Raw genomic sequence first — 24,989 nt, forward strand, 5'->3', positions numbered from 1 at the left:
GGCGGTGGTTCCGCACTAATCTGCTGCTGTGTCCTACGGGGGAGAGGCGGACGTCATGCAGCCGCTCGCAGCCGACGAGCCCACTGCCGTCGGGCCCTACCGCCTGCTCGGCCGGCTCGGATCCGGCGGGATGGGCCGCGTCTACCTGGGCCGCAGCGCCGGTGGCCGCACGGTGGCGGTCAAGATCGTGCACCCGCACCTCGCGCTCGACGAGGAGTTCCGCGCCCGCTTCCGGCGCGAGGTCGAGTCCGCCCGGCGGGTCGGCGGCGCCTGGACCGCCTCGGTGCTGGACGCGGACCCGTCCGCGCCGGTCCCCTGGGTGGCGACCGCGTACGCGGCGGGTCCGTCCCTGGCGGCCGCGGTGGCGGACGTCGGCCCGCTGCCCGCGCACTCCGTACGGGCGCTGACCGCGGGCCTCGCCGAGGCGCTGGCCGCGGTGCACGACCTGGGCCTGGTGCACCGGGACGTGAAGCCGTCGAACGTCCTGCTCACCCTCGACGGCCCCCTGCTCATCGACTTCGGCATCGCCCGGGCGACCGACGGCACCGCCTCGCTGACCTCGACCGGTGTCTCCGTGGGCTCGCCCGGTTACATGGCGCCCGAGCAGATCCTCGGCGACGGCGTCACCGGCGCCGCCGACGTCTTCTCGCTGGGCGCGGTCCTGGCGTACGCGGCGACCGGCGAGCCGCCGTTCCCCGGGGACTCCTCGGCCGCGCTGCTCTACAAGGTCGTCCACGAGGAGCCGCGCCTGGGCGACCTGGAGGGCGACCTGCGCGCGATGGCTCAGGCGTGCCTGGCCAAGACGCCGGGCGACCGCCCGGCACCCCGCGAGGTGGCCCGGCGGCTCGCACCGGACGGCGCGGCCCGGCTGATGTCGGGCGGCTGGCTGCCGGGCCCGCTGGTCGAACAGGTCAGCCGCAGCGCCGTACGACTGCTGAACCTGGAGGCGGCCCAGGCCGCGGAGGCGGTCCCGTCCGGGCCGGTGGGCTTCAGCAGCGCGTCGGTGGAGGCGCCGGCCGCGGCGGGCGGGTTCGGGCCGCCGCCCGTGATGCCGCCGCCCGGGACGCCGTCGGGCGAGCAGGCTGCGGCCGGGGCCGCAGCGCCGCCCCTGCCCGGCCCGCGCGACGCCCACCCGGACACCGCCCCCGCGGCCGCGTCGCCGTCGTCCCCGCCCCGTCCCGGCAAGGTCTCCGTGACCGTGGCGGCGACCTCGGCTCCGGGGGAGCGCGGCCGGGGGCGGCGGGTGAGCTGCACGCTGGCCCTCGCGGTGGCCGGGGCGCTGGCCGCGGTGACGGTCGGCTCGGTGTTCGTCCTCGACCTGCTGCCGGACGGCGGCCACGACACGTCGGCGAGCAGCGACAGCTCCCACTCGGCCGCCGCCACCGGCCACGCGACACCGCCCACCGGTGAGCGAACGCCGTCCACCGGCGCGTCGGCCCCCGCCGGGACCGCCACCGTTCCCACCCGCTACCTCGGCACCTGGGAGGGGCAGGGCAGCGGTCTCGACGGCACCGTGCCGATGGGCACCTTCCGGCTCACCGTGCAACAGGTCGCCGTGGGCCAGGAGTTGGGCAGGGTGCGACAGACGGACCTGTTCGGCGGGGTCTGCAACGACATTCTCACCCTGAAGTCCGTGACGGCGACGGAGATCGTGGCGACCTCCGTGGGCGCCAAGGGCAACCACGACGGCTGCAACCCCGCCGCGCACACCGTCCGACTCTCCCCCTCCGGCGACGACTTGACGTACACCTCGGACAGCTCGGCCGAGGGGAACCCGGTGGCCCGTATGTCGAAGGTCGGGTAGCGGAACGGCTGTTGTCCCCGCCGTTCCCCCGTCGCTCCCCAACGCCCCGGCTGTCACTACTGTGTCTGCGGAAGCGAAGACGGGGAGGACGACCACCATGCGGATGCTGGTCACGCTCGTGCACGAAGGCGGTGAGCCACAGGACGTCGTCGTCACTGCGGACGACACGGCCACGGCCGGCGATGTCGCCGAGGTGCTGGGGACGGCCGTAGGACGGGCCGGCCGGCCACCGGGCGGCATGCCGGGCAACGTCGTACCCATGCGCGGTACGTCACTGGCCCCGCCGCCCGGCTACGGGACGGCGGTGACCGGGGCGCTGTCCCTGTGGGCGGACGGTGTGCTGTGCGACCCGGCGGCCCCGGCGGCCGGGGTGCTGCGCGACGGGATGCGCATCTCCGTCGACGACGCGATAGGCCCGCTGCTGCGCAAGGGCGAGCCGGTCGGGCAGTACGAGCTGAGAGTGGCCGGCGGTCCCGCCGCCGGACGGGTGGTCCGGCTGGGCGTCGGCGTCGCCACGGTCGGCTCGGCGCCGACCTGTTCGCTGTCCCTCCCCGACCCTTCGCTGCCGCCGGTCGCGCTGCGGCTGACCGTCGACCTCCAGGGCAACACCACGCTCGCCGCGGAGGGCGGGGCCGAGGTCCTGCTCGACGACGAGCCGGTGACGGCCGGTGGAGCGGGAACGGCCGCGGCGGCGAAGAAAGCGGGCAAGGGAGCCAAGGGGGCGAAGGGAGCCAAGGCGGCGGCCGTCGGCAAGGCGGGCGGCGCGACCGGCACCCCGTGGCCGCTCGGCGGTGTCGTCCGGGTCGCCGACTCGCTGCTCGTGCTCGACCGGGTGGCCGAGCCGGACGCCCACCTCTCCGCGATGAGCGAGGGCGGCCTCGCCTACAACCGTCCGCCCCGGCTGAACCCGCTGCGGCCCCGGCGGCGCATCGTCGTACCGCTGCCGCCGTCGAAGAACGAGCGGGCGCGCTTTCAGTTCATCATGGCCTTCATCCCGATGCTCTTCGGGCTGACCATGTACTTCGTCACCAAGCAGATCTACATGCTGCTGTTCTGCGCGATGAGCCCGCTGATGATGATCGGCCAGTGGTTCAGCGAGAACCGCGAGGGCAAGAAGAAGCACAAGACCTCGCTCAAGCAGTACAAGAAGGACCTCGCCGAGCACCAGGCCGAACTCGCCCAGCTCGCCAAGGAGGAGCAGCGCGGCCGCCGCGAGGACAGCCCCGACCCGGCCGAGCTCCTCCTGTTCGCCACCGGCCCGCGCCGCCGCCTGTGGGAACGCCGCCTCACCGACCCGGACGCCATGCAACTGCGCGTCGGCGTCGGCGGCCTGCCCTCCGACGTCGAGATGGTCATGGGCCGCGGCGGCACCTCGTACGACGAGGAGACCCCCGAACCGCCCGTCCTGCCCGACGTCCCGGTCACCCTGCCCTTCGCCCGGCTCGGCGTCGTCGGCATCGCCGGCGACCGGACCCGCGCGCTGTCCACCGCCCGCTGGCTGAGCGTGCAGGCCGCCGTCCTGCACAGCCCCCGCGACCTCTCCCTCGTCTCCCTGTCCGCCACCCCGGCCGCCGGCGCCGACTGGCACTGGGCGCACTGGCTGCCGCACACCGACCCCGACCAGGGCCAGGACTGTGTCGCGCTGGTCGGCTTCGACTCCGAGGGCATCACCCGCCGCGTCAACGAACTGCTGGGCGAACTCGCCCGGCGCAAGGCGGCCCGCGAGCAGAACAACATGATGGGCCAGCTCTACCCGGACCCGAACATCCTCGTGATCCTCGACGGCGCCCGCCTGCTGCGCCGCGTCCCGGGCGTGCCCCAGCTCCTCACCGAGGGACCGCAGCACGGCATCATCGCCCTCTGCATCGACGAGGACGAACGGCTGCTCCCGGAGGAGTGCAAGGCCGTCGTCGCCTGGTCCCCGGACGCCGCCCACCACGTCCGCGTCCGCGGTTACGGCATGGAGGGCGTCGGCGACATCCTCGCCGACCAGGTCACCCCGGAGTGGTGCGAGCTGCTCGCCCGCTCCCTCGCGCCGGTGCGCGACGTCAGCCGCGACGACGCCGACAGCGCGCTGCCCACCGCCGCCCGGCTGCTGACCCTGCTCGGCCTGCCCGACCCGACCGGCGCGGACGTGGAGCGGATCTGGCGGGCGGGCGGCTCGACGACGTCGGCGCCGGTCGGCATCGCGGCGGACGGCACGTTCACCCTGGACATCCGCCGCGACGGCCCGCACGCGCTGGTCGCGGGTACGACGGGTGCCGGCAAGTCGGAGCTCCTCCAGACGATCATCGCCTCGCTGGCCATGGCCAACCGGCCGGACGCCCTGAACTACGTCCTCATCGACTACAAGGGCGGCAGCGCCTTCATGGACTGCGCCCGGCTGCCGCACACCGTCGGCATGGTCAGCGACCTCGACGCCCACCTCACCGAACGGGCCCTGGCCTCGCTCGCCGCCGAACTCCACCGGCGCGAACGGATCCTGTTCGACGCCGCCGCCAAGGACATCGAGGACTACAACGACACCCGCAAGCTCCGCCCCGAGCTGGAGCCGATGGCCCGACTGGTCCTGGTCATCGATGAGTTCGCGTCCCTGGTCAACGAACTCCCCGACTTCATCGTCGGGTTGGTCGACATCGCCCGCCGAGGCCGCTCGCTCGGCGTCCACCTCGTGCTGGCCACCCAGCGCCCGGCGGGCGTGGTGAGCGCCGACATCCGGGCCAACACCAACCTCCGTATCGCCCTGCGCGTCACGGACGCCGCCGAGTCCACGGACGTCATCGACGCCCCCGACTCCGGCGCCATCGCGAAGTCGACCCCCGGCCGGATGTACGTCCGCTCCGGCGCCCAGTCCCTGGTCGGCGTGCAGTCGGCCCGCATCGGTGGCCGCCGCCCGGCCACCGGGCAGACGGGTCCCAAGGCGACGCTGATCCCGTTGCAGTGGAACTCCTACGCCCGCCCCCTGCCCAAGCGGGAGGAGGCCGAGGACGACGGCACGATGGTCACCGACCTCGCGGTCCTCGTCGACGCGGTGCGCGACGGCGCGCAGCGGATGGGCTTCGGCGAGCAGCGCAGCCCCTGGCTGCCGCCGCTGGCGGAACTGGTGACCCTGGCGGAACTGGAGTCGTACGGCACACCGGAGACCGCGGGCGCCCCCACGCAGGCGGACGTGGCCCCCGTCCCGTACGGTCTGATCGACCTGCCCGCGAAGCAGAGCCGCAAGCCGCTCTCCCTGGACCTGGTGCACGGCGAGCACACCCTGCTGCTGGGCGGCGCCCGCTCGGGCCGCTCCACCGCCCTGCGCACCCTCGCGGGCTCCCTGGCCCGCTCGACCTCCCCGCGCGACGTGCACGTCTACGGCATCGACTGCGGCTCCAACGCCCTGCTGCCCCTGATGCGGCTGCCGCACGTCGGCGCGGTCGTCACCCGTGACGAGCCCGACCGGGTGCGCCGGCTCATCGACCGGCTGCTGGCGGAGATCGCCCGGCGCCAGCAACTCCTCGCGCTGGAAGGCGCGTCGAGCGCCGCCGAACAGCGCGCCTCGGCCGCCCCGGAGGACCGCCTGCCCTGGATGGTGCTGCTCCTGGACAGCTGGGAGGGCTTCGCCTCCACCTTCGAGGCCTACAACTACGGCCAGTTGCTCGAAGCGGCCCAGCGGATCTTCCGTGAGGGCTCCGCGGTGGGCCTGAAGGTCGTCATGACGGCCGACCGCAGCGGGCTCAGCGGCCATGTCTCCTCCGCCTTCGCGGACCGGCTGGTCATGCGCTTCGCCGACTCCAACGACTACTCCACGGCCGGCCTCCAGGCCCGCGAGGTCCCGAAGAACATGCCTCCCGGCCGCGCCCTGCGCATCACCGACACCGGCGTGGACGAGACCCAGATCGGCCTGCTCGCGCCCGAACCGGCGGGCCAGGCCCAGGTCAGGGCGCTGCGCGAGATCGCCGAGGAGGCGCACACCCGGCACGGCCGCATCCCGGCCGCCCGCCGGCCGCTGCGCGTGGACGCCCTGCCGACCCGCATCACGGCGGCCGAGGCCCTCGCCCTGGACCCGGACTTCACCGCGCCGTCCCCCCTGTGGGCCCTCGTCGGCGTCGGCGGCGACGAACTCCACCCCATCGGCATCGACCTGGAGGAGAACGGCCCCGGCTTCGTCATCGCCGGACCCCCGAAGTCCGGCCGCTCCACCCTCCTGGTGGCCGCGACCGAGTCACTGCTGCGCTCGGGCACCTCGGTGGTCCTGGTCGCCCCGCGCCGCTCGCCGCTGCGCGACCTGGCGGGACGGGACGGTGTCCTCGGCCTCCTCAACGCCGACAGCCGTGAGGACGATCTGGAGGAGTTGACGACCGCCGCCCCGAACGGCTCCTACGTCGTCGTGGTCGACGACGCCGAACTCCTCTACGACACCCGCCTCGACGAGGCCCTCGAAGCCGTCGTCCGCAAGGGAGCCGACGGCGGCATCGGCCTGCTCGCCGCCGGTGCGACCGACAGCCTCTCCGGCCAGTACCGCGGCTTCTCGGTCGAGGCCCGCAAGTCCCGCAACGGTCTGCTGCTGACCCCGCAGTCGCCCTCCGAGGGCGAGCTGTTCGGCATCCGGCTGCCGGCCAACAGCGGCGGCGGTCCGGCCGGCAGCGGCCTGTTCGTCTCCGGCGGCTCCTTCATGCCGGTGCAGGGCGTCATGAACGGCTGAGCGGCCCCGCCCCCTTGAGGGCGGTGTCCCCGTCCCTCTTGAGGGTGGGGGTCACCCTCGGGGGCGGGTGTCCGTCTCAAGGGTGGTGTCCGTGAACGACCGGGGCGCCCGGCCCGGGATCCGCAGATCCCCGGCCGGGCGCCCCGATGCATCGCGACAATCGCGCGGCTCGCCCGGAATCAGGTGGCGCGCTCGATGTTGTCGGCGCTGGTGTTCGCCGACTTGCTGGCGTCGTTCAGCGTGTCGACCCACTTCTCGAAGGTGGGCTTCACGTCGTGCCAGTCGTCACGGAAGCGATCGGCCTTCGGACCCTTCCAGAAGCCCGTGCTGTCGGCAGTGGCCGCCTGGAGGTCCTTGATCAGGGCCTGAAGGTCGTTGGCCTTGCGCGCATAGAGCTTGGAGAGTTCCCGGAGCCGTCCGAGATCTGCACCGCGATCCATAGCGAATCCTCCCCGTGTAGTCGTCAGAAGCAAGCGGACTGTCCGTTTGCAACAGTGGACGCTACCGCACCATGCGCAGTTCCCGTCCAGAGCTGCCGAAGATGCGATCGTCCGGTGAACGAAGCGTGTTCACCCCCGTTCATCCCGTTCCTCCGGGCCAGGGGGTTCACTCGGAACGAGCGTGCGCCGCCAGTATGCTGGGGCCCTTGAGACACCGGGGGAGACTGCTATGGCGAATCCAGACATACAGGAACTCAACCAGCGGGCCAGCCAGTTGACGTCCCTGGCCGACCACATCGACTCACTGGTCGACTCGGCCAGGAACCACAGCACGACCGGGATGAAGACCTGGTCCGGCCCGAACGCGGACGACGTGCGCGGCAGGCTCAAGACCTGGACCACGACGTGCGGGACGGTCGCCAAGGCCCTGCGGGACGAGGCGCATCGGTGCACGCAGGACGCCAAGGACCTGAAGGACGACAAGAAGTAAGCGGTGAGAGCCGGCGACACCGCCGGTTTCACGGGAGGATTCCAGACCAGTGCCCTCGTACGACAGCTCCCGAGCCCGTTTCCGGCTGGCCGACCGCCATGTCGCCGTATTCGCCCACCTCCTGGACGGAGAGACGCCCCCCGAGGAACTGTGGGAGTCGCTGGTCGAGCTCCAGCGCGTCGGACTGGTCGGCGAGGAGGGCGAACTGGCCCCCGTGCTGCGGGACCTGCTCGGCGCCCTCGCCGACCCGATGGTGATGATCCAGGTGGAGGTCACCGGCGAGCACGGCGCGGTCAACCACGGTGTGGTCGTGGGTCAGGACGCCGTCATCTCCCACGACGGCTGGCCGGGGGAGGAGGAGTCCGAGTACGTCTCCATCGAACCCAACACCCTCGTCTGGGAGTTGGCCCGCAAGGTCAACCTGCACCGCGGCGAGAAGCCGCAGGAGGGCGCCCCCGAGGTCCGGATCGAGACGACGATGGCCGCGCTGGACGCCGCGTTCGTCGCCCTGGAGGAGCCGGGCCCGGACGACGACGCCACCCTCGCCGCCGTCGGCAAGGCCCTGGTCGAGGCCGACGCGAACCTCACGTCCCCGGCCCTGGAGCAGTTCCGCGACCTGGTCGTCGCCCTCAACGCCACCTGGCGCGTCACCACCGCCTGGGACGGCCTCCACGACGGCGAGCGCTCCGCGATGATCCGCGCCCTCGCCGTCTGGGACTGCGGCCCCCTCGGCTACTGGATCCGCGAGAAGCCCGAGGAGCCGATCATGCCCGGCCAGGTCACCCCGGACAGCCCCCTCGTCCTCACCCTCTCCAACTCCGCGGAGGTCTGGGAGAAGCTCACCGACCTCCTCCCGGACAAGGAAGAACTCCTGATCGAAGCCGAGTAGCAGTCCGCTGCCACCTCACAGCACATGAGGAACGTCAATCCCGAGGACCTCGACCACCTCGCGAAACTGCTCGACGGCCGGAGCGGAGTACGGGACAGGCTCGACGAGGCCTTCACCCGGGCCTCGCGCCTGGGCGTGACCGCGGACCTGACCCCCCTCAAGCCCCTGCGCACCTGGCTCCCCGGCACATCCTCGGACCTGCGCCGACGGGCCGCCATCGCGAGGCTGGAGGACGGCGACCTCACGGCCGGCCTCAAGTGGGCCGGGTTCGACGCGAAGGACGTCGCCAGGGCGGCCGTCTATCTGAAGGCCCCCGGAGTCCTCCTCCTGGCCAACGCCCTGGCGGTCGGCGACGACCCCCGCACGGACGCGTTCCGGCGCAGGAACGGGGAGTCCCTGGACGACTGGGTCGACCGCATGAGGGCCCACGGCATCGCCGGGATCCCGGCGCTCCAGCCGTACGAGCCGGAGATCGCCGAACTCCTCGGCGACATCGGCGACGTCAAGTCCACGCTCCGACACGGAGGCCTGGCCGCCTTCCACGGGGCGAACCTGACCAAGATCTTGGTGGGGAACTCTGTGCCCCAGGGCTACCTGAACGGCCGAAAATATGGGTCGCAGATCTTCTGGCGACCGCCTCCTGTTCGGGATGAGCGGTAACAAGATCATTGATGGACTGGTCGGCTCGGACAGGCTTGCGCGGATGTACGGCGGCCTGACACATGCCGGAAAGATCCCCGGCCGTGCGGGAAACGCCAGCTACTGGAAGGTCGGCAAAAGCGTCTACCAGGACGCCCGGCTGTTCGGTAAGGGCCGCTTCGCCGCTGCTGGAGAAGGCTTCAGGGTGGCGGGCAGGATGGGCGGAGCCCTGCGGGCCGCCGGTGTCGCCGGTGGCGTGTTCGCCACGGTGTACAGCGGCGCCAACGTATGGACCCAGGGGGATCCGAGACGCCATTTCGGCAGCAGGACCGAAGGGGCCAAGTACGTCGGCGACGTGAGCGAGACCCTGTTCAATGCGTCGCTGACAGCTGCCACGGTCGCTCCCAACCCATTCACCATCGGTGCTGCCGTGGTGACTGGAGGGGTGTACGCGGGTGCCAAGGTCGTCGAGCACTGGGACGGCATCAAGAAAGGTGCCGGGCAGGTCACCAAATGGGCCGGTGGCAAGACGAAGGACTTGGGGAAGAGCGTAGCCAGGTCCAAAGCGAATCCCATGAACTGGTTCTAGCTTCAGGGAATCCCACGCCGAGCGGAAAATGAATGTCGAAGAGTTTTGAATTCGAGCTGGTGCCCGTTCATGACGGCCAGATCGCGAACGGATATTCCGGGACCGTCGGAGAATTCGGCGGAGTGAGGGTGTACAGCCCGTCCGGCACGACCCTTGATGGCCCCCTGCGGCAGGCAGTCGTGCAGGGCGACCAGTTTCCGGAGACCTTGTTCAGCGGAGGCAGCGGCGTCCTCCCCTCGCTGGACGGCGGCTGGCTGAAGGTCGACCAGACGCTCGTCCAGATGGACCTCAAGGTCAAGGGCGTCCGCAGGGGCTCTCGCTGGCTGGAGATGACGTACCGCGACCGCCGTTACACCTACACGTCGCTCGGTGCCATGAAGCAGGCCCAGCTCAAGCGGGAAGGCGTCACCGTCACCATCGACCGGGGCCGCTACATCCCCAAGGCCGGCGGCACCCGGGTCGGCAAGGTCGAGGGTGAGGCCGACGCCACGGATCTCGCCGTCGCGATCGTGCTGGAGGAGGTCGACAGGTCCGCCCTGACGACCAGCGGCGCCCTGCTGGCGATCCCGGCGAACTTCCTCTTCGGCAGGGGCCGGGACGAAGGGACACCGTGACCGCCGGTCAGAACCAGTTCATCGGATTCGCCTTCGACTTGGCGATGCTCTTGCCCAGGTCGCTCGCCTTGTCGCCCACCCAGTCGGCCGCCTGGCCGGCCCCCTTCGTGATGTCGTCCCAGTGCTCGACGACCTTGGCGCCGCCGTAGATGAGGCCCGTGCCGACGGCGAGGCCGATGGTGATCGGGTTGGGGGCGATCATGGCCGCGGTGAGGGAGGCGTTGAAGCCGACCTCGGCGACGTCGGCGACGTAGCCAGCGCCGTTGCGCTTGAATGCCTCGACCGGATTGCCCTGCGAGATGACGTTGGCGGCGCTGAACCCCGTCGACACCACACCGCCGACGATGCCCGCGCCACGCAGGAACCCGGCGGTCTTGGCGGCGGCGCCGAGACCCGTACGCAGGGCACCGGCGCCGCGTGCGGCGTCCGTGGCCTCTGCTACCGAGTTGGCGAACCGCTGGCTGTTCGCGGCCTTGGTGAACACCTTGACGAGACTCGCGCTGCCGGCGCGGGCGACGGGCTGGCCCGAGTGCGTGAAACCGGCGTACATCTTGGCGACGTCATCCGACCCGACCAGGAAGTCGATGGCGTTGTTGACACCGAAGCTGCGCATGAGAGGCGTACTGCGCACCCAGTTGTACGCGTTACCCAGGAGGTCGCCGCGCACACCCGCGGTCAGCGGGACCCGGCTGGCGTTCTGGTAGAGGGAACTGCCGGAGAACATCCGGCCGAGCTGGCTGGGCAGCCAACTGCCGGGCGCGCTCAGAGAGCGGATCTTCGGCGTCCACTTGATGAGGCCGTTTCCGGCGGAGCGTATGAGTCCGTTGTCGGACCCGCGCAGGACCACGCCCAGGCGCGTTTTCCAGGTGCGCAGGGCTCCGGCCTTCAGGGAGTTGCCCAGCAGCACCTTGGTGAGCGAGGCGCCCTGGATGGTGACGAACGCCGAGGCGGTGGTGACGGCACCCCAGTCGCCGTAGAGGCCGATCATGGTGGCGATCGTCTCCTCGTGCGGCTGGAGCCCCGGTATCTCCGAGATCGCGTGTGCCTTGAGCCGGTCGAGGTAGTCGGCGAGGGACTCGTCCGGGCGGCGCTTGAAGACATTGGCGCCCGGGTCGTCGCTGGCTGCCACCGAGTTGGCCAGCAGCATCTCGTCCGGCGAGAGCCCCTTGTACGCCTCGATGTCCTTGGCGCTGAAGCCCGCCCAGCGCAGCCCCGCCTCCGGATCCCCGCTCTCCAGCCGGGCGTAGACCGCCCGCTTGCGCAGATCGGGGGCCGTGTCCTTCACCCATGAACGCATGGGGTTGAGCGAGGCGAGCTTGCTGGAGACCCCGAGCCGCGATGCCCGGGTGAACGCCTCGTCCAGCTTGTCCTGCACACCACCGCGGCCGTCGAGAAGCTTCGCCAACTGATCCAGGTCGTCTGGATTGACATTCCTCATCACCATGCTTCATCCCCCAAGGAAGCTGCGGCCCTCACTTCTACGGCACTGGTCGGGACCGGCTCAACATGATACGGAAGGGTGTTCTGACGCGGCGATGCATCACAGTTGCTTCACGGCCGGAGAGACGGAGGCCGTCAGCGCGTGCGCAGCAGGGCGTAGGCGAAGACGAGCCGGCGGTCCAGCCATGCGGCTCTGACCAGGAACCGACGGTCACTGTCAGAAGTCAGCACCAGTTCGCCGTCCGCCTTCCACTCCAGGACGCGCGACTTGCCAGGCTGGTCGCCGCCTTCGGCACCCATGTCGGCGACGGCCTGGACGACGCCGAGCAGGGCCTTCCCGGCGCCGATTCGGGCCATCTCCTTGGGGCCGCCCTTGGCCCATTCCGCGCTGCTCACGATCTCAGGGTGTCCCGGCTGGTCGATGCGCCAGGTCGGCTTGAGCGCATGCTTGAGCGGTGCGAGGCGGCGAATCGTGCCGATGACCTGGCCCTGTCCGTCCCGCACGCTGTGCCGGCGTTCGCCGTCGACATTCTGCGGCTCGTCGACAGCACAGAGCAGCGTGTGCCCGTCCACGTCCTCGTACAGACGCAGCGTGCCCCCCTCCGGGGCCGTCTGTGGGGGGAAGAAGGCGCATGGGGCGTTGACCCGTTGGGTTCCTCCGCCGTGCGGGATCCGGAAGGCGCGGACTCCGAGCACCGGCCGCTTGCGCTGACCTGTCGCGGGGCGTTCCTCGTCGCTGATGGCGAACTCCCAGGCGTCGGCCCAGGGAAGTACGGGGACGGGAGGTTCGTCGACGTGCTTGCTCTTGCCGAACACGAGTCTCTCCACAGTTGTCGGGGGCGGTCCGACCATAGTCGCACCGCCCTCCCTACGACGTTCCGGGTGACCTGCGTCGTCACGGACGCGAGGCTGAACGCCGTTGCCTGGCCGACGGGTTCGGCACATCAATTCAATGCAGTCGGCGTTGCCGTCCTCGTACCGCGCTCACCATCACGCCGACGTCCGCTTCAGCCGTACCGCCTGTTCCGTCAGCCCGGACACCGTGAACAGCACTCCGGCGAACTCGACCGTGTCGCCGACCCGGACGTTGTCGTAGTCGGCCACGGCGACCGCCGCGCAGTCGCCCCGCAGCCGCGCGGTACGCGTCTTCGTGTCGACGTACGAGACGGTGATCGAAAGGCCGGTCGGGAAGCGCCGCACGCCTCCGTTGTCGAGCAGCGACAGGGTCTCTCCCCGGGCCGGGAAGCCCTTCGCCGCCGTGGCCAGCACGGCCGGGTTGGTGGTGAAGCAGAAGCCGTCGTCCGCCTCGCCGCCGACCGGGCGCGGGGAACCGGGAGCGGCGGCCGCGGCTGCCCTGTCCCGCTCGGCCGCGGGCTCCAGTACGACCCGGTAGGAGCAGATCTGGCGGACGGTGTACGCGTGCCCGGAGACATCGATCCGCTGTCCGGCCCGCACGGCCTGCTGCTTCAGGCCCGCCTCGTACCGGGCTCCGTCGCCCACTACGGCGTTGCGGGTCGTGCCGTCGGCGTGCGCGGTCTCGTACCGCACGCCTCCGCCACCGGGCAGCCGGAAGCCGCCGCCCCGCAGCACATGCAGCCCGCCCGCGGCCGGGGCGGCGCCCACGCAGACCGGTCCGCTGTCCCGGGCGGGTGCGGCGGTCGGTTCCCCGTCGCCGTGATCCCCTCCGGTGTCGGCGCAGCCCGAGAGCAGCAGAGCGGCGACGGCCGCGACAGCGCAGCTACCCGATGCCCTCCGCACTCGTCCCCTCCTCCCCACCGACGTTCGCCCGCTCCAGCACCACACGGGTGCGGTAGTCGACCTCCGCGACCCGCCAGGTGTCTCCGGTGATCTCCACGACCGCGCCCGGGACCAGGTCGTCGTACTCCACGCCCGGCCCGTCCTCGCTGCTGACCTGGATCCGGCCGTGCACGGAGGGCTGCGCGAAGATCGTCGCGACGATCCGGTGGGTGCGGCCCTCGTGTTCGACGGTGTACGGAATGTGGTAGCGCAGCACCCAGCGCCCGTCGAACTCGAAGGGGTACTTGACGTGCGGTCGCTCCGGCTGGAGTTCGGGCTCGGTCACTGCACTCACCTGTCGGGCCTCAGGGGACATCGAACGCCTCGGGTCCCTGGAAGTACTCGTCGAATTGGTCCTGCGTCACGGTGATCGGCGGATACCCCTTCACGCCCCAGGGGTTACCCAGGATGATCTTCCCGTCGTCGGTGAAGCCGCGCACGTAGTAGGCGTGGTTGCTGTGATACGTGTTGCCCCACTCCTTGGGGTGGTTCTTGTCCAGGTCCTCGTCGTCCGGCGTGGAGACGGTGACGACCTTCCCGGAGTCGAAGGCCTTCTTCAGCGAGCCGATGTCCTTGTCGTCGTGCTTGCCGAGGCCGAGGAAGCCGCCGGACTCCAGGTCGTCACCCTCCTTGCCGGTCAGGTAGGGGGCGGACTTCTTCGGGTCGTCGCCCTCGATACCGCCGTACCCGCGCTCGCCGTCGCCGTCGTCCGAGTAGACCAACGCGAAGGCCTTCTCGTAGTACGCCGGCCAGGTCTCGCCGTTGCCGTACGTGCTGATCGGGTTGCCGTTCTGGTCGGTCGGCAGGTCGGCGGTCATGGTGACCCACTGGTAGTTGCCGCTCTTGTCCCAGACCCGGACGCTCACGGTGCCGTTCGGGTTCTGCCTGATCCCGTCCTGCACGAACTTGGGGTCCTTCTGCGCCAGGCCGGCCAGCGAGGCGACGTACCAGCAGTCGCCGAACTGGTTCTGGTTGACGTCGTCGGCCGACACCCCGTCCTGGAACAGCGGGTCGGAGGGCGGCGCCCAGTGGATGCCGTTGTTGGTCTGGCCGTTCTGGTTGTTGCCGCCGCTCTCGTACGCCCCCGTGTTGGTGAACGTCGGCTGCGTACCGGGGAAGGCAGCCTGGAACTTGCCCACGTTCTCCGGACTGATCTTGGACAGCATCAGGCCCAGGGTGGCTCGCCGTCTGTCCTCGGGCAGGCCGTTGTCGTCGAAGGGGTTCCAGCCCGAGTCGTCCGTGTCGGTGACCAGCTGGTTGTAGAAGGCGAGATCCTTCGGGGACGCCTTCGTCATCAGCGCGTCCAGCTCGGCCCCGGTCAGACCGTCCAGCTCACCGGAGACCTTCTCCAGGTCGTCACGGTTGCCGTCCATCCCGAAGTCCTTGCCCTGCAGGGCCTGGAGGTCGCGCAGCGCGTCGTCGATCTTCTGCGCGTTCGGCGCCGACTCGTCCAGGAAGACCATGCTGTCGTTGACCGGGTAGCCGCGCTTCTCCAGCTCCTGCAAGCCCTCCAGCTGCTTGATCCGGTGCTTCATCGACGTCTGCATGTCGGAGAGCTCGCCACCGAGGGAACCGGGCAGCCGCCGACGGCCGACGCCGAAGAGCGACGGCATCGGGATCACATCGCCGACCAGGTCCTGGAGCTCGGGGTCCCGGGAGGCGTTCTGCCCCGAGGGCAGGTTCTGCTGGGCGGTGGTCAGAACGGTCGCGAGCCGGGAGTGCAGCTTTCCGGAGTTCTGGGAGAGCGCGTCCAACTGGTTCGCGAGCGCCGTGAGTCCCGTCGCGTCGAAGCCCCTGAACACCATCAGTGACCGCCTCCCGCCGCCGACTTGGCCTTGTCCTTCTCCTTGGCCTGTCGGTCCAGCTCGTCCGCCTGCGACTCCCAGCGCGTGGCGTCCGCGAGCAGTGCCGTACCCATCCGGTTCAGGCTGCGCTGCCGCTGCTGAAGGGTGGCGGTGGACTCGTCGGCGAACGGCCCCTGCCAGATCGCGCCCTTGCCGCCCCCCGTACGGGACGAAGCCGCGCGCGGTGTGGCCTTCTTCACCGCGTCGTCGAGATACGGCCCCAACTCACGAGCGAGCGACCGCGCCTCCCGCGCGCACCCGCGCAACTGCTCCGCCCGGTGCTTCAGTTCGGCGCCGTCGCCGCCACCACCGTCATCCGTGACCGCCATGTGCCACACCTCCCCCGTTGACCGCTTCTGCTCGGCTATGTCCGAAACTGATTCCCGGCGACATCGCTGTGCAGCATACGAGGGCCCTACGACCCATGAGCCGACGAGCGGGAAGTGCCTCCGACCGTTACAGGGCCACCACATTCGACCGATCGCGGTGCCGGGCCCGAACGGGGCCGCGAAGGCCGCGACGACGTGCGGACGCGATGACGACGAACGAGACCAAAGCCGCGGAAATCAGCACGACGGCAGACGTCAACGGCAGTGCAGCGGTGGAGTGGTGCACGACTGCGGCGCGGTGGGCGGCCGTCCCGACGCTGTGCCGGGGTCCGTCCGGCGCGGAATTGCCGTCACCGTAGACGGCGATCTCCCTCCACGGCTCGACCAGCCCGTGAACCCACCGGGCCGAGCGCGTCCCGATGCCCTGCGCGGCTTCCTGTCCCCACTGCACCACGGCATACAGACCACACACGACACCGAGCCCCAGCAGTACGCCGGGAAGTGCGTACCAGCCGCCCCGCGGATGCGCGATCGGGAACGAGGAACGAGCGATCTGCAGGGCCGGTGCCGTCTGAGGCTGCTGATGCTGATGCATGGCTTGATTCTGCGAGTGGGTCCGGCACTTGTCCTGAGTACGGCTACTCATTCGGCCAAGCGATCGAATTCAGCTGGCAGCCTGGGATTTGCTGCCGCTCATACAGCGGCTCGGTAGGGTGCATCCGGTCGAGGGGAGGACCATGGCAACCGACGGGGACACGCCGAAGGTGGACAACCCGGAGCGGGAGCGGCTCAAAGAGCTGAAACACGACCTGCAACGGGAACGCGCCGATCTGGTGGGCGCGTTGAAGCAGGCGGAGAAGGACGTCGGCAACGGCGGCCGGAACTCCGCCAAATCGTGGGTCGGCAAGAACGCCGACACCTGGCACAGCGAGGTGGCCGGCCACCGCAAGGTGGTGCGTACTCGCATCGACAAGGTGCTCGAAGACATCCAACGTGAGATCGACACCATGCCGGAGAAGGTCACAGCCGAGGAAGCCACGTCCATGAACCGGAACAGGCGCATGTACTGAGGCGAGGACCGAGCAGACCGGCGCAACCGAAACGAACGGGGATGGGTAAGGCATGCGCGCGGACGAAGGCGGAGGCAGCCCAGGCGTCTTCTCGGGCATAGACCCGGACGCACTCAAGCACACGATCGACTCCGTACGACAGGACCAGGAGACCCTGCAGAGCCGGGCCGCCTACTACAAGACTCAGCTCGCCTACTACGGCATCGGCGTCACGGAACTCGGCGACGTACTGAAGGTGGCGGCCTGGGCCCGCGACGAGCTCCCCATGCTGAACCGCCGCCACCACTTGGCCATGAACATGGAGAACGACCCCTACCCGGGCTTCAAGGGGATGGTCCGGATCGACGAGGCTCGGGTGACCCGCGCTGCCAACGCCGAGGCCGTCCGCGACGCCAAGCGTGCGACCGAGCTGGCGAAGAAGGACCCCCAGGACCTCTCCCCGCAGGAGTTCGACGAGCTGAACGCGCTCCTCGCCGCGAACTACGACGAATACCCCTTCGCCGAGAAGCTCGTGGGCGCCCTGGGCGCGAAGAAGACACTGCGGCTCTGGAGCGACCTGAGAGGTCTCGGGCACCCGGACGGATACGGGCAGACCTCGGACTTCCAGCGCGCCGACGAGCTGGACGAGATGCAGAAGAACCTGTGCCTCACGGTCGCCGCCGCGACCAACTCCGACTCGCCGGCCATGACCAAGTGGAAGAAGGACATGGTCGCGATCGGCGACGAACCGATCCGGGACTTCGGTCCCTCCCCCCACAGCGGCAGCGCAGGCCCCGAGGGGTTCGTCATCATGAGCAACCTGATGCGCTACGGCGACTACGACGACAAGTTCCTCGAGGACTACGGAACGGCGCTCATCAAGGAAGACAGACGGGTGCTGGAGGAAGCCGGCCAGCTCTACGGAACCGGCTGGGGCACCGAGGAACACGTCAACCACCTGGGCAACGACCGCGGCACCGACCCGCTCACCGGTTACATGAAGGCCCTCGCGAACAGCCCCGACGCAGCCACCGCGTTCTTCACCGCCGAGCAGAAGGGCGAAGACGGCAAGGCGGAGTCGAACTTCAAGTACCTCTTCGAAGAACGCAAGTGGCCGAACGACAGCATGCCGGGAAAGGAGAGCGTGACCGGACTGAACTCGATGGGCCACGCCCTCGAAGCAGCCACCACCGGCCACCGCCCCGGAGAACAGGCCACGGCAGAGGACACCAAGCACTCCAAGGACCAGGCCGATCTGTTCAGCGCCCTGGTGAAGTCGGTCTCCGAGGACCAGGACCGGCTGCGCAGCCACGCTTTCATGTCGGACAGCTTCGCGAACATATCGGCTGAATACATGCCGGATCTCCATCGGGCGCTGGATTCCGACAAGGCGAATGGAGCCAAGCTCTTCCCGGTCACGGGAGCCGTCGCTCAGATACAGAAATACGATGCTGCGCGATTCCTGCATACGGTGGCCCGCAACAAGGAAGGCTACGACCGGCTCAACGTATCCCAGCACGTATACGCTGCCGCGCTGATGGAGGCGCAGGTGCAGCACCCCGGCGCCTACCCGCAGAACACCAGGGACACCATCAACGAACTTGCTTACGAGACCGGCCTGTTCCAGGGTGTGATCGGTGCCGGGCAGCATTTCCAGGCGGACAAGGACGACCTGGAGGCGGATGCGCGAGACAATGCCTGGAAGGATCACGTGAGTACTTGGGGTGGCTCTTTGGTCGGAAGCGCGACGGCTATTGCCACAGCCCCCTTCACGGGCCCCGGTGGAGTGGTGGCAGGCGGCCTGGCCGGCACAGCATCGGGGGAGATCTTCAACGGCATCCTCGACGGCTTCGGTGGCGACGGGGACGGGCTGAAGCAGGAAGTCTACAAGAACGTACAAAATATGGGACAGGTCGAAGACTCAGCCATACTGACCACCCAAGAGTCCGTCAAGGCCGCCACTGGATCCGAGGAGGACGAATCCAAGGCCGGCCACGCGGCGGGCAGGGGGTTCCGGGACGCGGATTCTCTGGTATCGAACAGCGAAGCTGCGGCACAGTAATTGCTCCGCCGCGACAAACGAATGGGTGATGGGCCTTGACAGGATCGAGCGGCAATAGAATTCACCGCAGAACCATCGGCTGCGTCGGCGGGATCGCTGTTGTCGCCATCTCCGTTGTTCTGGCCTACCTCCTCGGTGCCTTCTCGGGTGCGCGCGGCGAGATCAAGGCTGACGATATCTGCCCCAACCTGCCGGACCGGCAGGCGGCAGTCGACATCTTCAAGTCCGTACTGCCTCAAGCCGCGCAGTACGACTTCGTCATGACATCGAACCCCGACCCGGACGAGACTTACAGCGGAACCTGTTCGGCCATGGGTGACGACGACCAACGCCTCCTCAACCTGCACGCCGAGATGGGTGTCGCCATGCCCTGGAAGCAATGGGCCGAGCAAGAACTGCCCCCGACCTCCGGAAAGGTCACCTACTTCAGCGCCGGCATCAAGGGTGTCTCGACGTCGGACCTGGCCGCGATCTACGTCCCGTGCTACAGCAGCGAGACCAATACCAAGCAACCCCACGACCTGACGATATTCGCTCACGCTTTGAAGGGCCTTCAAGGATCGGACAACGAAGTCCGAGAGAAGCTCATCCGTCTGGCTACGGCATTCGGTCAATACGCCCACAAAGAGGCAGAGTGCGACCTCCCGTCCAAGCTACCGGGCTGAGATGCGAGCCTGTTCTGGATGTGACGTGTTCATTGACCGGTCGCGACCAACCTCCCTGGCCAGCCCGATAAGCCTCGACCCACGACTGAAATCTGCATCAGCCCAGTTCATCGGCACGCGGGTTGAGGATTTTGTTCAGGACATCTGATACAAGTCCGGAGGTTGTCAATTCTGTTGTATTGATCTCTTCGAAGATAAGAGACAGGGCGAGGTCGAGCGCGTCAGCGTCTCCGGTCACAGTGCCGAAACTGCTCATCCCCTTCCCTGCCGTGCTGATTCCACGGGTCACTGTGACGATTACGCCGGGGCGACTGAGAGTAGAGCCCTTGTCGAAGCCGATGACGGAATATTCGTACGATCGGTCTTGATAACTGAATTTCAAAGATCTCGAGGTGTTGCGGACGGCCTTACTGTTGAATGTGAGTGGTACCGATTGGCCGTTGATGCTCAGCCTTGCGCTCCTCAGGGTGGGACGACCCGGGCCGACCGTGCGGTACTCAATTTCCGGCATTAGCTTGCCCTGGAGGCTGACCGTCAACTGATCGAATCCTGACCGGAGCGATCGTTGTCGACGCTCCTTGGTAACAGCCACCTCCCCAAAAGCTCCGATGAACGCTTTACGGCTGTTTTTTTCCTTGCGCGAGAACGGGCGCAGCTCGAACTGAAGTCCCGTCATGTATCTTCTCCTTGAAGTCATTATTTTCATGCGCCCTGAAACCAGTTCATGGGGTTGGCGGCCCTAGCGGAACTCTTGACGCTGCTCGCAAGACCGCATGCCGTTTCCGACACTCTTTCTCCGGCCCAGTGGGCAGATCGTCTCATTATTTCCCTGATCTCGCCTCGATGTTCGATGACCTTTGCTCCCCCGTAGATCACGCCGGTTCCGATTGTCGCCCCAATGCTGATCGGGTTAGGAGACACCATGGCCCATGTCAAGGAGGCGTTGAAGCAGGGTTCCGCCACATCGGCGACATAGGCGGCACCTTTTTCCTTGAAAGCACTGATGGGATTTCCCTGTGCCCAGAGATTAGCGAAGCTGACACCTGTCGAGAAGGCGCCTGCTCCAATGCCTGCGACACGCAGAAAACCGCCGGTTCTGATGGCCGCGCCGAGCCCTTTAAGGAATGGTGAGGCTGTCTTTCCTGCAGTGATTACAGAAGGCCGAGAATTGCTCAACTTCTGGACGTATGAGGCAGTGCGAAAAACCCTAAAAAGATTGGCGTGGCCAGCGCGCGCGGTCCATGCGCCTGAATGAGTCTGTCCGCCGTACTTCGCGGCCAGGGAATCAGATCCGACGATGAAGTCGATTGCGCTTCTGGCAATGGTCGAGCGTACGAGCGGCAGGGAGCGAAAGCTGTCCCAAGCTTGAGCGAAGAGATTGGCCCGTTGGGACGTGGTGAAGGGGATCTGGCTCACGTTTTGGTACAGCGTGCTTCTGGAAAAGTAATTTCCTAGCTGTCCGGGTAGCCAGCTGCCTGGTGCGCTGAGAGAGCGAAGTTCGCCGACGGGAAACTTCCCTAAAGCAGTGCCGATCCGTGAGCGGGCTGCACTGGCGCCATCCGCTCTCCACCAGGGAGATTCAATGCCTTGACGGAGCGATCCGTGGTACCAAGAGTTTTTGAATAAGACATTACTCAGCGAGGCGCCAGAAACAAGGGTGGTGCCGCCGATCTTGATCACGCCTGTGGCATCGCTGACGTCATTGAGGAAATTTTCGATGTTATCTTCACCGATTTGTGCCCCGCCTGGGACGTCAGCCAGGTAATGAGCCCCGATACGTGTCAGCCAGTCGCTGTATGTCTCCCGATGGCCGCGAACAAAAACTTGATCCTCTCGAGCCATACTGGCTCGCTTGCGAAGGTCGGGCGCTGTCTCCGCAACCCACGAGCGCATCGGTCTGAGAGGGGCCAACTTCTCCGTAACGCCGAGAGCGGATGCCCGGGTGACGGCCTCGTCGAGTTTGTTGGCCAGGCTGCCTCTCCCATCCAGAAGCTTGGCGAGCTGGTCGAGATCGTCGGGGTTTACCATGCGCATTCTGGCTGTTCTCCATGGCGTGAGGTCTGTTCGCTGCGGAGTGTGCTCACGTGTGAGGGTCACCTGGCGATGCCGTCACAGGTGCTCGCCGCGATGTTCCGCTGGCAGATTTGTTCCAGGCGCTTATGTCCGCGATCGCCTAGCGGTTGACCGCCTGGATTTCTTGCACGGTGACGTCCTGAGTGCTTCCGAATGTGCCATCAGGAAGGACACCACCCGCTCCACCTGTTCCGGTCCAGTTGATCTGCCATGTAACGCTTGCCCGCAGCTTGTATGGTCCGGCGCCAGAGGAGCGGAGGTACCTGATGCCACACGGGGGAGTCTCATCGGCCTTGCCCCTGGCGTAGGGCTGACCGATCGTGTCGCCTGCGCCGAGTGTGCAGATACCCGAAGCCGGATACGTCGCGGCGTCACCGGTGCCCGGTTCGAGCTTGAGAGAGATCGGCTTCGCTGTCGTCGTTGCCTGGACGTTGAGGCCGGCGGCTCGGAGGGAGGCAGTCACGGAGACTTCTCTGAACTCTGCCTTGTCGAGCCAGGCCCAGGTGGGGAGGTTGACCTTGGTGGCGGCGGCCGGCGCGAGGGTGAGCTTGGTGTCCGGCAGATGGAGCCTGTTGTACGCGAGCCCGGCGAGCACCTGCGAGGTGACGGCTTGGGGGACATCGGGGGTATCACCGGTCTCGACCCAGAACGGCGCTCTGTCGCAGGCTTGGGCTTCGGGTTCCATCCAGCGGGTCTCGTCATGGACGGCCACCCACCAACTGCCCTCATCCGCCTTGTCGAGGTTGTAGTTCTGGTACTGGCCGTCCTTGTAGGTGTTGCGGAACTCGCCGACGCTGGCCTTGGCATAGTTCGCCTGACCCGGAGCGTTGACGGTCTCGTCGTACATGCGCTCGACGTGCGTCGAGAACTCCCGCGCGCTACGCGGCTCGTACCAGCAGGCCGGCGGCTTCCACTCGCCCACGGGTGTCAGGTTCCCGACGCCACTGCTGTTGTCTCCGGCAGTACTACCGGAAAACCGGACCATGGAGACGAGATCGCCGCCGCTTTTGCTGCCGCTCGACACGGCCTTGACGCTGTTCGCTTGGCCTGATGGGCCCCAACCTGCCGCTGCTGTGCTCGGAATTAGGGCGCAGAATCCGGTCATGATACCCATCACGACCAGCTTGCTCAGGGCGCACACGACTTGCTCCCTCGTTCGGATTCGAGCTTCGTGGTCTGCCAGACACCCTGTGCGTTCTTCTTCAGGCGCGTGCTGTACATGACGTAGGAGTCGTTCGAGACAGGCGTCTCTTCGACCTTCTCCGTCTTTCGGTTTTTGTTGAAGGCCTTGCTCTCGTCTGAGCAGTAAGCCACGGCCGCCGACTTCTTGCCGAAGATACTGATCTTCGGCGCGTAGTAGCGAACTGTGCCAGTGAAGGTGGATCCGGAGTCGACGATCAACTTCACCCAGTCCTGGCTGCCCGCGAGCGCCGTGTCTGCTTGGTAGAACCTCAGGCCCGGATCCTCGGGATCCCCCTTGACGACAGCGTGTGTCACAGCGGTCTGGGCCCGCCCGGCATCTGTGAGGATCGCATCCCTGGCCGCGTCGCCGGTCGTCCAGCCTACGAAGGCCTCTGTGATGTCGCTCGGGAGTGTCAGCTCTGGGCGGCCGGTGTCAGATGCAGGGGTCGGTGACGCGGAATTCGTCCCGCTCTGTTGAGCGCCCTCGATCTTGTCATTGCTCTTGGGCGAGTCGGTTCCGTTGCCGCACGCGGTCAGCAACATGGCTGTGCTTGCGGCAAGTACGACAGCAGTGGGTAAAGAGCGGCGGTTCATGGTCGGCTCCCAGTGGGATGAGGGGCAAGTCAAGGGAATTGGAGAGCCGCGTGCAGGGGCCGGGGGCAGATCGCGTCCGACCAGGCGTGTAATCACGTGCCCCACTGGCAATCACGCTTCGTTCTCCGGCTCAGGGAGTTGGCTGCGTGTGTTCCTTCGCGGACTGATCGCACTTGTGAGCTTCCTGGCGCAGTGATTCAGCGACCTGTGCGCACTTCGATCGCCAGGCCTTCAGCTCGCCCCGGACGCGATCCGCGTGTGGTCCTGACCAAGTTTTCATGGTTGTGATGACGAACTTCTGCGCTGCGTCTGCCATCGCTGCGATGTCCTCTGCCAGAGCGCGTAGTTGGGCCGCTCGGTGCGTGAGTTGCCGGCTTTTGGGGTCAGCCAAGGTGGTTCCTCGTTTCGTGCAAATCGCTGATCGCCAAGTCAGTGCGCCGCCTCTGCCACGGTGCTACTCGGAACAACCGGGCCCCAGGGTGATCTGTTCTCCGTTACGCACCAGCGGCACGGCGGCGAATGTCGGGCGCGTTGTTCGTGCCCCGAGCGCGCATGGGCTCGACAGGTGCTAGGCGTTTCACAGTCGGCTCTCCGATGGACGGCAGACCAGTTCAGCCCGCTCGGAGCGTCGCCGGGTGGGGCCGACGGTTATGCCTCGAGGCAATCCGGGAGGCGGGCAAGTGGGAGCTTAGTGGGGTGAAATACGCATGCCGGTGCGACTGTTGTCGCGATGTGGGATGGATTCCGGCCATGGAGGGTGTCGAGGTGCCTTCCCGACTGGGACATTGGGCTCGCTTGGCTGGAGATCGACTTCACACGTAAGAGGGACGGGCGGCAGGGAGAGGGTGCCTCGGGTGTGGCCTTGAGGGAGCCTGGTGTGCCCGGGGGCAGTTGCCGCGCCAGCCCGACCGTCGGGTGCTGGGTGGGCCCGGTAGGGGAGGAGGTAGGGGCCTTCGGGGTTTGCCTGTGCATCGGGGTGTTGGTGGGTGGTTGTGTGAAGGGGGCTTCACGAACTTCACGGTGTCGCATCAGTCCAGTCGTGAGCTTGGTGCTCGATTCGGCCCACGTGGGATCATCCCTGGGCAAGCCGATCACCTAGTTCTGAGGACGAACGACATGCTGACCACACGACAGAGGGCCGCCACGGCAAGCCTTCTCGCTGCCGTCGCCTTCTCCGTGGCCGGTTGCAGCAGCGATTCGGGCCACGGTTCGGACAACGACAAGATCAAGGGGGCGGGTTCGGAGGAGAGCGCCTCCGCCTCGCCGTCCGCCTCCGCTTCCGCCGCGGCCGAGAAGAACGCGCCGACCTTCGACCTCCCTTCCGGTCTCACGATCACCGTGGACCGGAGTTCCACCAGTGACGCGACGAAGGACGCGATCTTGCGGGATGCGGCGTACTCCACCCAGGCCAACATCGAGGCCTTCGCGCAGGGCAAAAGCCAGAGCGCCAACCTGAACCGGTACTTCGCGGGCTCCGCCTACACCTACTGGGCCAAGCAGGTAGCGGACTTCAAGAAGGACGGGCTCACGCTCACAGGCGGCTACCGGTACTACAACTTCAAGGTGACGGACGTCGCGGAGGGCAAAACGGCCGCCGTCACCTACTGCGAGGACCAGAGCAAGGCATTCAGCAAGGAGATCAAGACGCAGAAGGTGCTGCGCACCTCGCCGAGCGACAACAGCTATGTCCTGTACACGCTCCAGGCGTCGAAGGACTCGGCCGGTGACTGGCAGGTGACACGACAGAGCTGGAAGAAGGGGGACCCCTCGTGCGTGCAGGGATAGGGACAAGAGCAGGAACG

The 24,989-nt window shown here is 67.7% G+C and carries 23 protein-coding genes; 11 read left to right on the plus strand and 12 right to left on the minus strand.

The window, feature by feature from the left end; genetic code table 11:
* The first annotated feature begins 55 nt into the window (after positions 1-55).
* Complete coding sequence (locus ACZ60B_RS00310; RefSeq protein ID WP_469382928.1) at positions 56-1,804, plus strand: serine/threonine-protein kinase; 1,749 nt, start codon at positions 56-58, stop codon at positions 1,802-1,804.
* 97 nt (positions 1,805-1,901) lie between these two features.
* Positions 1,902-6,491, plus strand: coding sequence for an FtsK/SpoIIIE domain-containing protein (locus tag ACZ60B_RS00315; protein WP_469382929.1), 4,590 nt, complete (start codon positions 1,902-1,904; stop codon positions 6,489-6,491).
* Between the two features lie 179 nt (positions 6,492-6,670).
* Here ACZ60B_RS00315 and ACZ60B_RS00320 read toward each other — a convergent pair whose 3' ends face one another.
* Positions 6,671-6,931: a WXG100 family type VII secretion target gene (locus tag ACZ60B_RS00320; protein WP_152885541.1), complete on the minus strand. Its 261-nt coding sequence runs from the start codon at positions 6,929-6,931 to the stop codon at positions 6,671-6,673.
* A 229-nt stretch (positions 6,932-7,160) separates the two neighbouring features.
* On the opposite strand from ACZ60B_RS00320, the gene ACZ60B_RS00325 reads away from it, so the two are divergent.
* From ACZ60B_RS00325 to ACZ60B_RS00345, 5 genes are all read left to right on the plus strand, one after another.
* Complete coding sequence (locus tag ACZ60B_RS00325) at positions 7,161-7,421, plus strand: hypothetical protein (RefSeq protein ID WP_469382931.1); 261 nt, start codon at positions 7,161-7,163, stop codon at positions 7,419-7,421.
* Positions 7,422-7,470: 49 nt separating this feature from the next.
* Positions 7,471-8,310 carry a hypothetical protein gene (locus tag ACZ60B_RS00330; protein WP_469382933.1) on the plus strand — a complete coding sequence of 280 codons (840 nt, stop codon included), beginning with the start codon at positions 7,471-7,473 and terminating at the stop codon, positions 8,308-8,310.
* A gap of 24 nt (positions 8,311-8,334) precedes the next feature.
* Complete coding sequence (locus ACZ60B_RS00335) at positions 8,335-8,970, plus strand: hypothetical protein (RefSeq protein ID WP_469382934.1); 636 nt, start codon at positions 8,335-8,337, stop codon at positions 8,968-8,970.
* Positions 8,960-9,538: a hypothetical protein gene (locus ACZ60B_RS00340; protein ID WP_469382935.1), complete on the plus strand. Its 579-nt coding sequence runs from the start codon at positions 8,960-8,962 to the stop codon at positions 9,536-9,538. The genes ACZ60B_RS00335 and ACZ60B_RS00340 overlap by 11 nt, the downstream gene beginning before the upstream one ends.
* Before the next feature lie 122 nt (positions 9,539-9,660).
* Complete coding sequence (locus ACZ60B_RS00345) at positions 9,661-10,152, plus strand: hypothetical protein (RefSeq protein ID WP_469382936.1); 492 nt, start codon at positions 9,661-9,663, stop codon at positions 10,150-10,152.
* A gap of 7 nt (positions 10,153-10,159) precedes the next feature.
* Here the strand turns inward: ACZ60B_RS00345 and ACZ60B_RS00350 are convergent, their stop codons facing one another.
* From ACZ60B_RS00350 to ACZ60B_RS00380, 7 genes are all read right to left on the minus strand, one after another.
* Entirely contained in the window at positions 10,160-11,590 is a 1,431-nt protein-coding gene (locus ACZ60B_RS00350; RefSeq protein ID WP_469383531.1) for a PE-PGRS family protein, read from the minus strand.
* A gap of 137 nt (positions 11,591-11,727) precedes the next feature.
* Entirely contained in the window at positions 11,728-12,408 is a 681-nt protein-coding gene (locus ACZ60B_RS00355) for a hypothetical protein (protein WP_469382937.1), read from the minus strand.
* Between the two features lie 174 nt (positions 12,409-12,582).
* Positions 12,583-13,350: a hypothetical protein gene (locus tag ACZ60B_RS00360; RefSeq protein WP_469382939.1), complete on the minus strand. Its 768-nt coding sequence runs from the start codon at positions 13,348-13,350 to the stop codon at positions 12,583-12,585.
* Positions 13,331-13,675, minus strand: coding sequence for a hypothetical protein (locus tag ACZ60B_RS00365; protein WP_469382941.1), 345 nt, complete (start codon positions 13,673-13,675; stop codon positions 13,331-13,333). The genes ACZ60B_RS00360 and ACZ60B_RS00365 overlap by 20 nt, the downstream gene beginning before the upstream one ends.
* Before the next feature lie 19 nt (positions 13,676-13,694).
* Positions 13,695-15,194, minus strand: coding sequence for a C2 family cysteine protease (locus ACZ60B_RS00370; RefSeq protein ID WP_469382942.1), 1,500 nt, complete (start codon positions 15,192-15,194; stop codon positions 13,695-13,697).
* Positions 15,194-15,562 carry a hypothetical protein gene (locus tag ACZ60B_RS00375; RefSeq protein ID WP_469382944.1) on the minus strand — a complete coding sequence of 123 codons (369 nt, stop codon included), beginning with the start codon at positions 15,560-15,562 and terminating at the stop codon, positions 15,194-15,196. Before ACZ60B_RS00375 ends, ACZ60B_RS00370 begins: the two co-directional genes overlap by 1 nt.
* Before the next feature lie 127 nt (positions 15,563-15,689).
* On the minus strand, positions 15,690-16,157 hold the full coding sequence (locus ACZ60B_RS00380) for a hypothetical protein (RefSeq protein WP_469382945.1): 468 nt from the start codon (positions 16,155-16,157) through the stop codon (positions 15,690-15,692).
* A gap of 142 nt (positions 16,158-16,299) precedes the next feature.
* Here ACZ60B_RS00380 and ACZ60B_RS00385 point away from each other — a divergent pair, with 142 nt between their 5' ends.
* The 3 genes from ACZ60B_RS00385 to ACZ60B_RS00395 are packed head-to-tail and all read left to right on the plus strand — an operon-like array spanning position 16,300 to position 19,338.
* Positions 16,300-16,632 carry a hypothetical protein gene (locus ACZ60B_RS00385; RefSeq protein WP_469382946.1) on the plus strand — a complete coding sequence of 111 codons (333 nt, stop codon included), beginning with the start codon at positions 16,300-16,302 and terminating at the stop codon, positions 16,630-16,632.
* Positions 16,633-16,684: 52 nt separating this feature from the next.
* Entirely contained in the window at positions 16,685-18,673 is a 1,989-nt protein-coding gene (locus ACZ60B_RS00390) for a DUF6571 family protein (RefSeq protein WP_469382947.1), read from the plus strand.
* A gap of 35 nt (positions 18,674-18,708) precedes the next feature.
* Positions 18,709-19,338, plus strand: coding sequence for a hypothetical protein (locus ACZ60B_RS00395; protein ID WP_469382948.1), 630 nt, complete (start codon positions 18,709-18,711; stop codon positions 19,336-19,338).
* A 97-nt stretch (positions 19,339-19,435) separates the two neighbouring features.
* On the opposite strand, the gene ACZ60B_RS00400 is transcribed toward ACZ60B_RS00395, so the two are convergent.
* The 4 genes from ACZ60B_RS00400 to ACZ60B_RS00415 form a co-directional block, all read right to left on the minus strand.
* On the minus strand, positions 19,436-20,014 hold the full coding sequence (locus tag ACZ60B_RS00400) for a hypothetical protein (RefSeq protein ID WP_469382950.1): 579 nt from the start codon (positions 20,012-20,014) through the stop codon (positions 19,436-19,438).
* A 26-nt stretch (positions 20,015-20,040) separates the two neighbouring features.
* Positions 20,041-21,372, minus strand: a complete 1,332-nt coding sequence (locus tag ACZ60B_RS00405; protein WP_469382951.1) for a PE-PGRS family protein — start codon at positions 21,370-21,372, stop codon at positions 20,041-20,043.
* Positions 21,373-21,511: 139 nt separating this feature from the next.
* Positions 21,512-22,552, minus strand: a complete 1,041-nt coding sequence (locus tag ACZ60B_RS00410) for a hypothetical protein (protein ID WP_469382953.1) — start codon at positions 22,550-22,552, stop codon at positions 21,512-21,514.
* Positions 22,540-23,187: a hypothetical protein gene (locus ACZ60B_RS00415; RefSeq protein WP_469382954.1), complete on the minus strand. Its 648-nt coding sequence runs from the start codon at positions 23,185-23,187 to the stop codon at positions 22,540-22,542. Before ACZ60B_RS00415 ends, ACZ60B_RS00410 begins: the two co-directional genes overlap by 13 nt.
* A 1,116-nt stretch (positions 23,188-24,303) precedes the next feature.
* Here ACZ60B_RS00415 and ACZ60B_RS00420 point away from each other — a divergent pair.
* Positions 24,304-24,972, plus strand: a complete 669-nt coding sequence (locus tag ACZ60B_RS00420; protein WP_469382956.1) for a hypothetical protein — start codon at positions 24,304-24,306, stop codon at positions 24,970-24,972.
* Positions 24,973-24,989 lie beyond the last annotated feature (17 nt).

The organism is Streptomyces sp. NPDC104096, assembly GCF_055584385.1.